General features: G+C 49.9%; 13 protein-coding genes. 3 read left to right on the forward strand and 10 right to left on the reverse strand.

Features of this window, described 5'->3' with window-relative positions:
- The first annotated feature begins 319 nt into the window (after positions 1–319).
- The 3 genes from DESTI_RS22845 to DESTI_RS30980 all read left to right on the forward strand — a co-directional run bounded on the left by DESTI_RS22845 (position 320) and on the right by DESTI_RS30980 (position 2881).
- Positions 320–1399 carry an ankyrin repeat domain-containing protein gene (locus tag DESTI_RS22845; RefSeq protein WP_014812346.1) on the forward strand — a complete coding sequence of 360 codons (1080 nt, stop codon included), beginning with the start codon at positions 320–322 and terminating at the stop codon, positions 1397–1399.
- A 46-nt stretch (positions 1400–1445) separates the two neighbouring features.
- The gene (locus DESTI_RS22850) at positions 1446–2036 is read left to right on the forward strand and encodes an ankyrin repeat domain-containing protein (RefSeq protein ID WP_014812347.1); all 591 of its coding nucleotides are present in this window, start codon (positions 1446–1448) and stop codon (positions 2034–2036) included.
- A gap of 476 nt (positions 2037–2512) precedes the next feature.
- Positions 2513–2881: a hypothetical protein gene (locus tag DESTI_RS30980; RefSeq protein ID WP_014812349.1), complete on the forward strand. Its 369-nt coding sequence runs from the start codon at positions 2513–2515 to the stop codon at positions 2879–2881.
- Positions 2882–3177: 296 nt separating this feature from the next.
- On the opposite strand, the gene DESTI_RS22855 is transcribed toward DESTI_RS30980, so the two are convergent.
- From DESTI_RS22855 to DESTI_RS22910, 10 genes are all read right to left on the reverse strand, one after another.
- Positions 3178–3927, reverse strand: coding sequence for a YIP1 family protein (locus tag DESTI_RS22855; protein WP_014812350.1), 750 nt, complete (start codon positions 3925–3927; stop codon positions 3178–3180).
- Positions 3928–4095: 168 nt separating this feature from the next.
- Positions 4096–5136, reverse strand: coding sequence for a putative tRNA(5-methylaminomethyl-2-thiouridylate) methyltransferase with PP-loop ATPase domain (locus DESTI_RS22860; protein WP_014812351.1), 1041 nt, complete (start codon positions 5134–5136; stop codon positions 4096–4098).
- The gene (gene amrA, locus DESTI_RS22865; protein ID WP_014812352.1) at positions 5111–5680 is read right to left on the reverse strand and encodes an AmmeMemoRadiSam system protein A; all 570 of its coding nucleotides are present in this window, start codon (positions 5678–5680) and stop codon (positions 5111–5113) included. The genes DESTI_RS22860 and amrA overlap by 26 nt, the downstream gene beginning before the upstream one ends.
- Positions 5681–5719: 39 nt before the next feature.
- Positions 5720–6757, reverse strand: coding sequence for an N-acetyl-gamma-glutamyl-phosphate reductase (gene argC / locus DESTI_RS22870; RefSeq protein ID WP_014812353.1), 1038 nt, complete (start codon positions 6755–6757; stop codon positions 5720–5722).
- A 251-nt stretch (positions 6758–7008) separates the two neighbouring features.
- Positions 7009–8469: an IMP dehydrogenase gene (gene guaB / locus DESTI_RS22875; RefSeq protein ID WP_014812354.1), complete on the reverse strand. Its 1461-nt coding sequence runs from the start codon at positions 8467–8469 to the stop codon at positions 7009–7011.
- A gap of 97 nt (positions 8470–8566) precedes the next feature.
- Positions 8567–9472 (reverse strand): signal peptide peptidase SppA, encoded by a 906-nt coding sequence (gene sppA / locus DESTI_RS22880; RefSeq protein WP_014812355.1) that lies wholly within the window; start codon positions 9470–9472, stop codon positions 8567–8569.
- 391 nt (positions 9473–9863) lie between these two features.
- Positions 9864–10055 (reverse strand): hypothetical protein, encoded by a 192-nt coding sequence (locus tag DESTI_RS22890; RefSeq protein ID WP_014812356.1) that lies wholly within the window; start codon positions 10053–10055, stop codon positions 9864–9866.
- The gene (locus DESTI_RS22895; protein WP_041286424.1) at positions 10052–10294 is read right to left on the reverse strand and encodes a hypothetical protein; all 243 of its coding nucleotides are present in this window, start codon (positions 10292–10294) and stop codon (positions 10052–10054) included. The genes DESTI_RS22890 and DESTI_RS22895 overlap by 4 nt, the downstream gene beginning before the upstream one ends.
- A 969-nt stretch (positions 10295–11263) precedes the next feature.
- On the reverse strand, positions 11264–12037 hold the full coding sequence (locus DESTI_RS22905; protein ID WP_014812358.1) for an ABC transporter ATP-binding protein: 774 nt from the start codon (positions 12035–12037) through the stop codon (positions 11264–11266).
- Positions 12034–13551 (reverse strand): transglutaminase-like domain-containing protein, encoded by a 1518-nt coding sequence (locus DESTI_RS22910; protein WP_014812359.1) that lies wholly within the window; start codon positions 13549–13551, stop codon positions 12034–12036. Before DESTI_RS22910 ends, DESTI_RS22905 begins: the two co-directional genes overlap by 4 nt.
- Positions 13552–13570: the final 19 nt, after the last annotated feature.

Below are 13570 nucleotides of genomic sequence, written 5' to 3' on the forward strand. Positions count from 1 at the left end.
CGGGATGACTGTTGGGGATGTTGCTGTCCCACCATTGTCCACATCGTTTAAATTCCCTCCAAGTAATTACCTGGAAAAAAACGTATGATAATCCTCATGACTGGTGCCGAGATGTTTTTACATTCTGTAAAAAAGGCCGACATACTCATTTCAGTAATGCATTTTTCGTCGAACTATGAAAACCTTTCATACTTCTGTATGTAATCGCGTGCTATAGAAGTGAGATCTGGCACAATGCTTGCGTATGCTTTGTCTTTGGCCGGATTCCGGGTTTACTTCTGTTCAAAATTCGGAATCACCAGAATTTCTGGAGTTAGAAATGCTTGATGAAATCGAAGATTTCGTGCGCGCCGCCGGGGCGGGAAATTCGGAAGCAGTAGAACGATACCTCTCTCGAGGCATGGATGTGAACGTGCAAACCGATTATGGGGTCACGGCGCTTATCGAAGCATGTCGTCACGGTCACGCAAAGCTCATCAAAATGCTACTGGAAAAAGGAGCGGACGTTCGACTTGCCGATAAGAAATTGAGGAACCCTCTACTCGTGATTTCTTCTCTCGGCTATGAGGACGTAGCAGAACAGTTGATCGAAGCGGGTATCGATATCGAATCTCGGACAATCGAGGGGGAGACGTCTCTTATTATCGCTTCCCGTATGGGGCAGATCGGTATTGTAGATGTGCTCTTATCTGCGGGAGCCGACGTTAATGCTCGAGACCATGCGGGGAGAACTGCTCTGATCAGGGCATCCGAGACCGGGCGTGCTGAAGTGGTGAAGCGGCTTCTCGAATCCGGAGCTGATCCTGAATCCCGCTGCGATGAAGGGTACACTCCGCTCATCTGGGCATGTCGAGAGAACCACAAGTACACTCTGAAACAACTCATAGAAAAGGGAGCTGACGTAAACGCACGAAGCAAGGCCGGCTGGACCGGATTGCTCTGGGTATGCTCCATGGGGTATGAGTCGGCAGCAAGAATACTCCTGGAAAACGGAGCCGATCATGGGGCAAGAGATCCATACGGAGCCACCCCTCTTATGAAGGCCAGCAGACGTGAACATTTCGATCTCGTTGAGTTACTGCTCGACTATGGCGCAGACGTGAACGCCCGGGACGAATTCGGATGGACCCCTTTAATGAGGGCCTGTCGAAAAGGCTCGAGGAGAATAGTGGAATTGCTTCTGGCCAAGGGAGCCGATATGGATGCCGTCGATCTCTATGGTGCTACGGCGTTGATCATAGCCGCTTCAGAGAGAGATGTGAGCACCGTGGAGTTGCTCTTGAAAAAAGGAGCGAATGTGCATGCAAAGGACAAGAACGGCTGGACGGCTCTCATGTGGGCGTCATCCACCGGACACACGGAACTGATGGAGATTCTTGCCTCGTACGGCGCGAAATAATTCTGAGAAATCTGCATTTCACTGACCTGAATGTCGGAGGAAAGTCATGAATAGCAAGCTTCTCGATGCAGCAGCTTCTGGGGAATTATCGGAGATTCAGTTACTTTTGGATGCAGGTGCGGACCCTGACAGCAAAGATGCATTCGGATGGTCTGCGCTTATGTGGGCGGCCTCAATGGGCTTTCCCGATGCGGTCAAACTACTGTTGGATCATGGCGCCAACCCGGATGCACGGGATCAGTATGCAGCGACGGCTCTCATGAAAGCATGCAGGAGAGGATTCGGTCACGTAGCAAAACACCTGTTGGAATCGGGTGCACAGGTTAATGCGAAAGATGAATTCGGTTGGACGGCGCTCATGCGCGCGTCACGTAGAGGATATGTGGATTTGGTGCAACTGCTCCTGGCTCATTCAGCCGATATGGAGGCTGGCGACCAGTACGGAGCTACGGCTTTGATCGTAGCAGCGGCTGAAGGCCATACAAACGTAGTCAAGGAACTGCTCGACAACGGAGCAGATCCGGAAGCCCGAGATAGAAATGGCTGGACAGCGCTGATGTGGGCATCGTCGATGAGGCATGTGGCCGTGGTAGATCTGCTCAAATCCGCACACATAAATCGAAGGAATGAAAATTAATATGGATTTTTTCGTTCTCGCGACTGACGAGAACCCACAGCATTCTTTGTCGGACTTCTTACCGAAGTAATCCACATTCTGATAGTCTTTTTCGCGGTTATAAGCGATTACCAAAAATTCTGACGTTTATCCCATGCTCCAATACAAGATACTAGTGGGGACCGGCGTCCCTGCCGGTTCATTCTATCGATATCATTGATCATATTGAAGATGTGCCGGCACGGAGGCACGGCACCCACCAATATTCCTATTTTCAATCGGACACTAATTTTGGCAATTGCTCTCACGCAAATGCAGTTCCGCGGAGGCATTTTCGGCTTCCTTGACAATTTCAGCTCCCGGTGGAACAGTAGATCTTAAGGAGGCTTCACTATCACAGAGAGCTGGACTGTCATAAATTACTGTGGATGCTGCATATCGAGGCTCTTGTTCGAGCAAACCCGTAAGCAAAACCAGACAATCAAGGGGGTGTTGTCATGAAAAAACTGGCTATCGTCTTGACGATCATTGGAGTCACTGCGGCCTTTGCAACGCTTGCCACCGGTTTTGGATGGGCGCCGTACACGTACTGGGGTAGCGGCTGGGGTAGCGGCTCCAGCAGCTCGGGGCTGTATTATGGGAGTTCGGGAGGATATTACGGCAGTTCCGGCGGTTATCTCAGCAGCACAAGGATGTCCTATTGGCCAAGCAGCTCCAGTGGATATTCAGGCTACATGCCGAGCTCCACAACAGGGGTTTACGTGGTTCCCGTAGGTTATTGCGGCAGTTCTTTCTATCCGAGCAGCGGATCGTATTATTGGCCTTCGAGTTCTCGTAGACGCTTGATGAGACGCACTTATTGGTAAAAAAGGCACTTGTGAAAATTGGGTGAATAAATCGGAAATTTCCTTTTTACTCGTCCTTTCAGCTAAATGAACTCGATGGCGGTCTTGAATTCTTGCCGCCTTTTTCTTTGTACTCGCTTCGGAATTATGACGATGTGCTTTCATGGAGGGAATATTGAGAGATCTGTTTTTGGCCGGTCCCGTCAAATCTCCTCCGCTACAAACGGCACGGCCTGACTTCGCGTCGGAGACATGCCGGGACCGGATTTGCTCCCGCCGGTAGCGGGATTACTTCTTTGAACGCACATCGGTATTAGTCATGAGCTCATGGATACAAGAAATCCGGCACTCAGGATCGCGATCGACACCAGGCCGCAGCACAGTCCTAATGGCAACAGTAGTGCTGCTATGGCTCTGCCGTTCGAGATCCCATGTACCTCTCTCAAACCCACCACAGTTATATACAGTTTCCAGATCAATGAAATTATGCCACCAATTACCGGAATGATTCCAAATAATTCTGGTCCAGATGTGTAACAAACGATACGAAATGTTGCCTCGAAATCCCTCTGAGCCCCGCCTACCAAAAAGAGTGAGGCGTGAAGTATCACTCCCCAAAGGAATAATCCCAAGAAGACGAATAACGGTATGAGCAAAGCAAAGAGAATCGGAGTCTTTGACGAGAATTCAAAAAGTCCCTGACCGCCTACTGCTGTCGACCACAGGTATGCCGCCATGCTCCCCACGGTTTCAACGATAATTCCAAAAAGCAACGGCAGGAGAACCCCACCGCGTACGGGCATTTTTGAGAAAAACTGGGCCGGAGAAAACATACTTGCTTTAATCGTCTGGACCAATGCAGTCCCGAACCCGAGATTCTCCTGGTCTTCCCAGGGACAGTAGCCGCTTTGCTCCTGCTCGAAATCGCTTTCGAAGCGAATGTCCGGTTCATCCGGGCTGTCATCATATCCTGTGTAGGAAGAGTCGCCGAGCGCTCTTCCACAGAACGGACAGAAACGTTGCTCCGGATCCTGCCCAATTTCTCTCCTGCAATGCGGGCACTCCACAATCGACTCCTTTCATAAGAGACCCGGGGAAGCGTTCCTATCAATTTGCATTAAAATCCCCCCATTCCCCCCTTTAATAAAGGGGGGGTAGAGGGGATTTTTGTCTAACTTTGAAAGCAAATTGATATCACAGGTCCTCCAAGGTTCCATTCTCTGAGGCACATTACATTAAATCAGGTGCTCGGATAGCCATTCCTCGGAAGGCAATCCCGAGGCTTGTATAATTTCGGTTTCGCACTGCGGCCGTTGTAGAGTGAACATATCACCACGACGGATTGGTTTCGCGTACCGCCTGATCACTCGGCAGACCAGTTCCTTTTCTCCCTCGTCCGGATTGCCCAGCACCAGTACTGCCGGACCTGGGAAAACGAAAGGCATTATGAAGTTCCTGCTCTGTGCCAATTCTTGCAGTTGATTATTCTCTTCTTCACTTCTTCCCACAACGATTTTCAGACCGGGGCGTACGCGGAAATGTCGCCCGATCCGCAGGGCTGCCAATTCCTCACAGGAAACGTGCTCTGAAGATGTGAGGAGATCTTTCAATCTTCGTGAGAAATTCCGGTCCGTGAGAAGACAACCTCCTGCGGGAGAAGAAAACCCTCTGAGATTGAGGTCGGCAGCCAGATCCAGTTGCATCTTTCTCCCGCGTCCCGCAACGCCCAGCAGCAGGTCGCGATCGAGGATTCCGGCTTCCTCAGGCCCGGTCGGAGGTAGTACTTTCGCGGAAAGCGGTCTAAGGACTATCCCTCTGCAGTCAGCCTGTTTTTCGATAAGCCGCAGGGTATGGCGGCGCTGCGACATGGGGCGTTGTCCAACCACTTCGCCGGTAACGAGAAACGATGCTCCGATGGATTTCATATATTCCCGGGCTTTTACAAGCGTGTAGATGCGGCAGTCGATACAAGGATTGAGATTCTTGCCGTACCCGTATCGGGGATTCCTCAGGAGTTGAATGAAATCTTCTCCCCGTTGGATAAACTTCACTGGGACGTCAAGTTGCTCGGCAGTCACGCGGACCGAAGAATCCTTCGCCTCCGGATCGTCAATTGAAAAAAAAGAAGTAAAATGGATCGCTGTGACATCGATTCCCTGCTGTTTGACCAAATGTATGGCCAATGCTGAATCCAATCCTCCGGAGATCAGCGCAACTGCTTTCTTATTGAAGACGGTCCCGGTTGCTGGTTCAGAAAACGTCAGCCGAAAAGACATAAATTTTGGTCTCCTTGTCTTGCCACGCGCTTCTTGATAAGCCCGCCTTCTTGCACGTTTCCTCCAAGAAAGTGATGGTATCCCAATTCCTGTCGGCGGCTACCTGGGGAAGCAACAGTCCGGAATAATTACCTTTGCGTATCATGAGGCCGTGAATGCCAATCTGAATATCTGCCGTATCTTCAATTTCCACGAATGGAGTCAATACGGATATTTCCAGTTCCAAGTGCGGCAATTCCTCTGTTTGCACAGGCGTGAAACGAGGATCGCGAAAGGCTGCCGCTTCAGCCATTTCTTCCACTGTCCGGTGGAGAGCATCGTCAGCAGTGAGACACCCGATGCAGCCTCTCAGCATTCCTCTCTTGTGAATGCTCACAAAGGCTCCGAACTTCTCTGCAAGTCTCGGAAAAGCCGGAACGATGCGCGGCACAGGTTTCCCGGCGGCTCTCGATTCGATCACTGTTCTGGCGATTCTGTGGAGTTCTCTCTTTTCTTCGTCCTGGAGTCCCAGATCGGTTCCCACACTCCTTTTTGCAGATTTCATTTCTCTCGCTCCCTCATTGACAAAAGGTTCCGTCAGGAATCATGGAAACAAGGGCAGTCCGGACAAACCCGAACTTTCCTCCAGTCCGGTCATGAGATTCGCATTCTGCACTGCGGCTCCGGAAGCTCCTTTGACCAGATTGTCAATCGCGGACATGACAATAAGCCATCCTGTGCGCTCGTCAACTTCGATTGCCAGGTGGCACTGATTCGACCCGCGCACGAATGCGGTATCCGGAAATTTTCCTGCAGGCAACACTTTTACGAACGGTTCCGATCGGTAATGCTCAATGTACAGCTCTCTGATTGACACGGCTGAGAGGGGTTGGATGAGGCGGACGTGTATAGTGCTCACCATCCCTCTGCTCACCGGTATGAGATGCGGAGTAAACCGGACTTTCACCGGTTTACCTGCAACCTTGGAGAGTTCCTGTTCCATTTCCGGTATGTGCCGGTGACGAATCACTCCATACGGTTTGAAGCTCTCTCCGGCTTCACAGAAACTGGTATTGAGCTTCGCCCCTCTTCCGGCTCCGGAGATTCCGGATTTGGAATCCACCACGGGACAGCTTGTATCCACTTCCGAAAGTTTCATCAAGGGAACCAGGGCAAGAATCACCGAAGTAGGATAACATCCGGGATTTGCCACAAGGTCGGCCTTTCTGATTTCTTCACGATAAAGCTCCGGCAATCCGTACACCGCGCGGGGAATTAACTCAGGATCTTTATGAGGCCCATACCAATCCTGGTATACCTCGGCATCGTTGAGACGCAAATCCGCAGAGAGGTCTACGACTTTGAGACCCGCCTCCAGGAGCGGACGGATCACCGCCATGGATTCGCCATGTGGAAGAGCCAGGAAAGCTATGTCCGCCTGTGGATCTTCAAGCAAATCTTCGAGAGTGCGAAGTGGAAAATCCTTTGCGCGATTAACAAATGGGAGCGCTTCCGATGCCCTCTTTCCTGCCCACGTTCGGGAGCTTCCGGCCACTATGAAGATCTCCGGGTGTGTCGAAAGTAGGCGGACAAGCTCAAGGCCCGTGTACCCGGTCACGCCGAAAACGAGTGCTCGTATCATGATCGTTGTATCCTTCGGAAGAGCGCAGCGCAGTTGACGCACACTTCCGGATAGTGTCTTTTGCGAATCAAACGCCGAAGTGGGACACCGTCATGCACAAAGGGTCCCATGTTTGTTCTATTTCGATGCGAATCGGGATGGGCGGCTGACCTGTGCGACGGCCGCGCCCCTCGAGTACTCACATGGACCTCGGAATCTTCACACAGGAGAGTATTGTCCATGTGAAGAATCCGAATGGACGGTTCCATTTGTCAACGAGGTTCCAACCGATAGTTGGGGGCTTCCTTCGTGATGACAACGTCATGCACATGAGATTCCTTCAAGCCTGCAGCGGTTATTCTCAAGAAGCGCGCCTTTGCTCGAAGCTCCTCGAGATTATGGGCCCCCAGATACCCCATGCCAGCCTTGAGACCGCCGATAAGCTGATTGATGGAATGCGCCAGAGGACCTTTTGCAGGGACCATGCCCACGATGCCCTCAGGGACAAGTTTATTCTCCGAGACTCCCTCATGCTGGCCGTATCGGTCTTTCGATCCCTCGCGCATTGCTTCCAGAGACCCCATGCCTCTATAGGATTTGTATGAGCGCCCCTGGTAGAGCACCATTTCTCCGGGACTCTCATCCGTGCCTGCAAGCAAACCGCCGATCATGATCGTGTGAGCGCCTGCAGCAAGAGCTTTCGTAATATCGCCGGAAAACTTTATTCCTCCGTCAGCGATCAGCGGGACACCCAATTTATTGGCAGCCTTCGCACAGTCTAAAATGGCGCTTATCTGCGGCACGCCCACTCCTGCAACAATCCGAGTGGTGCAGATGGAGCCCGGTCCGACACCGATTTTTATCCCGTCCGCCCCGGCCTTCACCAGATCCGTTACCGCTTCCCCGGACGCGACATTGCCCGCCACGACCTGAACGTCGCTGTAGCGTTTCTTTATGAGCTTCACGGTTTCAATGACATTCTTCGAATGCCCGTGGGATGTATCCACAACAATGACGTCAACCCCTCTCTTTGTCAGAGCGGATACCCTTTCGTCACGATCCGGCCCGACCCCCACTGCTGCGCCAACCCGAAGTCGACCCAGCGGGTCTTTTGCAGAATCAGGAAACATGATGGCTTTTTGAATATCCTTAATAGTGATCAAGCCCTTTAGACGATTATTCTTGTCCACTACCAAAAGCTTCTCGATTCTGTGTTTGTGGAGAAGAGCTTTGCATGTTTCTATATCGATTCTTTCGTCCACGGTGATCAGGTTTTCTTTGGTCATGACCTCTTCAACTTTGAGATCGAGATTTTCCACAAACCTGAGATCGCGGTTTGTCAAAATACCTTTCAAATACCCGTTGACCGTCACAGGAACACCGGAGATATGATATTTCTTCATGATCTGCAGTGCGTCGGAAATGCGTTGATCCGGGTTAATAGTAATAGGATCCACAATCATTCCGGATTCCGACCGTTTCACCCGGTCAACCTCTTTCGCCTGATCCTTCACCGCGAGATTGCGATGAATGATGCCGATGCCACCCTGCCGAGCCATGCTAATAGCCATTTCGGACCCGGTAACGGTATCCATGGCAGCACTGACCAACGGGATATTCAATGTAATTTCTCTGGTAAGTTTCGTTTGGACATCTACTTCGGTGGGCAAAATTTCTGAATAGCACGGTTGAAGTAACACGTCGTCAAACGTAAGAGATTCTTTGATCTCCATAAGGCCTTTCTCCGTTCAATGTATGGTGATTATTTCACGAGAACCGATATTGTTCTCCGTTTGACGGATTAGTGTTTCCCGTGAATAAAAAAACGGTTCATTGAATCGTCGGTGCTTGTAATGCCCGTGTGCGTTCCACCACCTTTACGACGGCTGAAGCCGCTGATTCCATGAACACGTCCAGGAGGTTATCCCATTTTTTCTTGGGATAGACAAGTTCGGGCTCTGTTTTTATCTTACCTAATTTCGCGGCGACTTTCACTGCATCATAGAAGTTGCCGATATCATCGACAAGCCCCCATTCTTTTGCTTTTTCCCCCGTGAAAAATCTTCCGTCCGCTATCTCTCTGAGCTTCTGTTCTTCTATTTTACCTTTGCGTCCTCGGGCTACATCCGAAATGAACTGTTCGTGGATTTCAGCCGCGAATCCGTTGAGAATTCCACGTTCCTCTTCAGTAAGCGGTCTGGTGATCGAACCGATGTCTTTGTATTTTCCCGCCTTAATTATATTCACATCCGCTCCGACTCTTTGGATGATCTGGTGAATTTCGGGCAGAATCATTATGACCCCGATGCTGCCGGTTATGGTTCCCTGGGAACACACGATGGCATCGGCGTTACTTGATATATAATATGCTGCCGAAGCCGCAACGGTTTCCATAGAAACGACAACGGGTTTCTTTTCCCGCAGACGAGCTATTTCCCGGTATATTTCCTGAGCCGGCGCTACGCTTCCCCCCGGAGAATTCACTCGCAACAGCACTGCCTTGATCGATGACTTCTTCCGGTATTTTCTCAATTGCTTCAAGATGTCATCCGAAGACATGATAGTGCCTTCAATAGTTACGATTCCGATTTTGTTACCACCCTCGAGAATGCTGGACCAGGTGCCCGTTTCCTCTTTTTCATTGGATAACATAGACAGAGTCATTATCAGGGCGACAAACGCCACTATGAGAAAACCTATAAAAAGGACTGCAACTCCGGTCCTGGACTTCTTCATAGAGATACTCCCGAGACAGGTACATGGAATTTATGCATACACTGCACATCCAATTCCTTGGATAATATTACAACGTAACAGAATTCCAGTTCCCCCGCAAGGTTGGCTCCAGCCATTCTGACAAACCGCTCGCACGAGTCGTCCGTTGGAGAATGAGGGAGTCTGTACCTGAATTCCAATGCGACCTTCCTGTGTTCGAACAAGGATTTCGAATAATGTACGGCTTTTCCGACCAAAAATCAAAAAGTCATCTCAAAATCGTCTCTCAATTCGGTGATATGTAAGGCATAGGATTAGGCATGGGAGAAAGAGGTGATCATTCATTCAGCGATATTGAACGACAAAATCTGATAATGGGTTGTAGGAAAAGATCCGACAACCCATTTGGAATCTACTTTAATTTTCGTTTCCTAGGTTTCATCTCAAGATCCTTTATACGATCCAATAGCGGGCGCTTCGCCACATGGAACCTAGCTATCTTGCCCTCTGTAGTTCGTACCGCAATTGTCACCATATTAGGGCTATCTCCAGCGGAAATGTCTTCTAGCCAGTTTCCGGAATGAAGAGCGCTATAATCTCTCATAGCGTTTCCTCCTTGTTGATGCGATCGTCCATTTCCTTCAGCAGGACGTACAGAGTGTCGGCGACGGCCGCTCCGATAGGAAAATCCGAGTCTATCACAAAAACGTGTGGCCGTATACTGTCAATGCAGAGAAATCCCCACGTGTCGTGGTCTCCTCCCTCCAGGATCTTACGAATAGGCCATACAATGGTGGATCTATAGCTGTTATCGAAAGTCTTGACGGAATCCAATGCCTGCAATGGGAAGAATCAGTAGCGCCGGCGTCCCTGCCGGCGATAACTTATTGCTTTGTTTGGTGAATTGTTCGCCGGCACGGAGGCCGGCGCTACCAATTGCTGGGAACTGCTCTTCACAATCCGTGATTACTTTCGAGAATCGGTATATAGTCAAATTTCCCCTCTCTGATTCTTTCAGGAGTCCAGTGAGAATTCCGGTATCCCTTCTCTCCTAAGAGATTGTTGGAATAGAAATAGTTTCCAGGGGTCTGTCGAAACAGAACAAGGAAGTCAGTATTGTCGGAGACATAATCTTGTTCATGGTTAAGTCCTGGATCCGGTGTGCTGGGGAATCGACAGAATGTGGTAACCTGCACTGACCGTGGGTTATGTTCACCAGCCCTCCCCGTACATGACACCTGCTTAATGCACGCTCGGCATGGTGATCCAGCTAACAGGCTGAAAATATTTGCGAAGCTTGCAAGAGATTCCCTGATATGTTCCATCACAGTTGTGGGTGTATCTTGTGTCGCAAGGGAAAAGTAGGCATCTCTTATTTTGTGAAAAGTATTATGAATGCTCAGGCCAGCCGAGGCCAACCGAGCTTCCCTGCTCTTGAGAAACGCCAAAGCTAGAGCAAAAACCAACAATATGCATAACCATATTGTCAAGAGGATCTGATGAATGTTGCTATTAGGGGCATTCAAGGAAGCCCACAATATTCCGATAATAGTAATCGTACCGGCGCCGCCCGTGATCAGTTTGTGAATCGACAGCCATCGCGTTATTTGAAAACCAAGATTTATTAATCGTGGGAATGCCACCGCTGCCAAAACCTCCTGAATCACAAGATGCGCAAACATATCGTCGTTTACTGTAGAAAGCAAATGCAATCTTCAAAGAAACAAAATAGCTAAAGGACCTATTATCCAATAATTATGTGTGCTTGCCCACAATGTAAACGTGTGTTTAGAGAGACTTCGTTGCCATTCTTCACCCAATATTTGCCAGACCCAGACTTCCTTTGAGGCCATCCACTTCGTCATGCCCGGTAAGCTTAAGAAAAGCTTTTTCCAGGTTACCCCCGGAAATTTCAAGCGTACTTTTTATCCCTTGTGGAGTATCGGACGCAATGAGTTTGCCCTTGTGGATGATAGTGATGAACGAGCATATTTCCTCTGCAACTGCCAGGGTGTGCGTGGAAAGGAATACGGCCATCCCCCTGGATTTTGCCATTTCGGTAAACAAATTTTTCACCAGTCTCACGCCTCTAGGATCGAGACCGACCATAGGTTCATCTATAATAAATACCTTTGGTTTGTGAAGCAGAGCGGAACTGATGATCAGGCGCTGCTTCATTCCATGTGAATAACCTTCTATGAGCTCGTCCTTCCAATCCAGCAACTCGAACAATTCCAGATAGTACATGCCGAGCCGATCCAGCTCTTTGCCATTCACCCTGTAAAGGCCCGCGCTGAACTGCAGAAACTCCCATCCCGTGAGCTTTTCGTACAGATACGGTCGATCCGGAACGAATCCCACCATTGCTTTGGCTTTTTCAGGCTCATTTCCAAGATCGACCCCGCCTATCCTGATCGTGCCGGTATCAGGCCTCATAAGTCCTGCCAGCATGCGAATCGTCGTTGTCTTGCCGGCTCCGTTGGGCCCGAGAAAACCCATTATCTCGCCTGCCGGAACATCCAAATTGATGTGATCGACTGCCAGTACTTTGTTAAATTGCTTGGAAAGATTCTCAATGTGAATCATCTGCTTAGAGACACCTCTTTACCCGGCATAACCGTGATATCCAGTACCTTTAATTTTAACTCCCCTAAAAACGCCATAACGTTAACGTGCTTGTCCACGTCTCCATGAAGGAGCGCAATGTAAAGAGGAGGAATAGGGGCTTTATCCATCAATGGATCGGCAGCAAGCCACGAGCTTCCGGTCCAGTATTCCACCCACGCATGGTAGAAGAACCCGCCTTCCGAGTAGATCAGCCCGACAGCTATCTGAGCAGGCAGACCTATTGCCCGGGCGAATGATGCAGCAAGTACCGCATGTTCGTTGCAATCGCCCTGACCCATCTGCAGCACGCTGAATGCGTCGGGAACAGCAGGAGTGGGGACTTTCTTGAGATTCTTAAACACCCAGGAATTAACGAGCAATGCAGCCTTGACAGGATCTGTTTCATTTCCGACGATTTCCTGGGCCTTGCGGATAATTTCCGGTGAATCGCTCCTGATGAATCTGGACGGCATGAGATATCTGCCCATTCTGGGATCTTTATTCGGGAGCGCATAACTTGATACGGGCAAGTCTTGTCGGGTCAGCTCGATTTCTGTGCCGGAAATCTTCTGTCTCGAATCGGAAGGCAGAGCAACGCCGGTAATTCCTTGTATTTGCAATTTAATCCGCTGAAGCTTATCGGGTTCCGGAATTGTGCCCTCCAGAGGAACCGATGTCATTGCGACAAGGTCCGGGAGGTCGCGGGAAGCTCTCAGTTCACGCTGAATTTCGTTTTTGTCGGAGCGGACTACCATAATATTGAGCGGCATTCTGCCTTTCAGGAGTCGACCCTGATCGTCGATCCACATAATGACCTCCACAGATCTGAAGGTTGCCCGAACTCTCCATGCGGGAATCTTCTTGTCTCCGATTTCCACGTCCGCTTTCTCGAGAACTTTTATAGCAGCATCCCATTTGTTCCCGTCCAAAGGATCGAAAATCGGCAGTCGTATGTCATCACCCACCTGCAATCCGGTGAGTGGGACAGGCAGTCCGAGGGAACGCGACATTCTGGGGACCTCTGCAAGTTTGATCTTCTTTGTGCCCCCACCCTGGAACTTCGGAATATCGATGATGAGATCTCGTCCGGACATGTAGCCTTTTTGATCGAACGATACAATTCCCGACGACACTCTGAGACGAAAGGATATCAATCTGAAATCCTGGTCCACTTCAGCTTCGTTGCTTATGCGAACGGGTTTGACCTGACCCTGCAAATTGAGAGAGATATTCAAGTCATCGCGTATACGCCATCCTGAATCGCCTTTGAACTGCCTGGACCGACCGAAGCCGCCGAACGCGCCGGCGATCCGTATGATGAACCAATCATCTGTTTCTACCGTGGAAAAACGGAAAGAATCCGATACCGTTGCGCTTGCCTCGAGAAACTGGTCTTTCACCAGATATCCAACGAGAATAAGCCAGCACGCTACGATAATACCGGTAACATATGGATTAAAACGATTGCTGGGCCGCATTGAGAAAAAAGGCATGCGTCACTGATCCATGAAA

Origin of the sequence: Desulfomonile tiedjei DSM 6799 (assembly GCF_000266945.1) — a bacterium.
Lineage (GTDB): Bacteria > Desulfobacterota > Desulfomonilia > Desulfomonilales > Desulfomonilaceae > Desulfomonile > Desulfomonile tiedjei.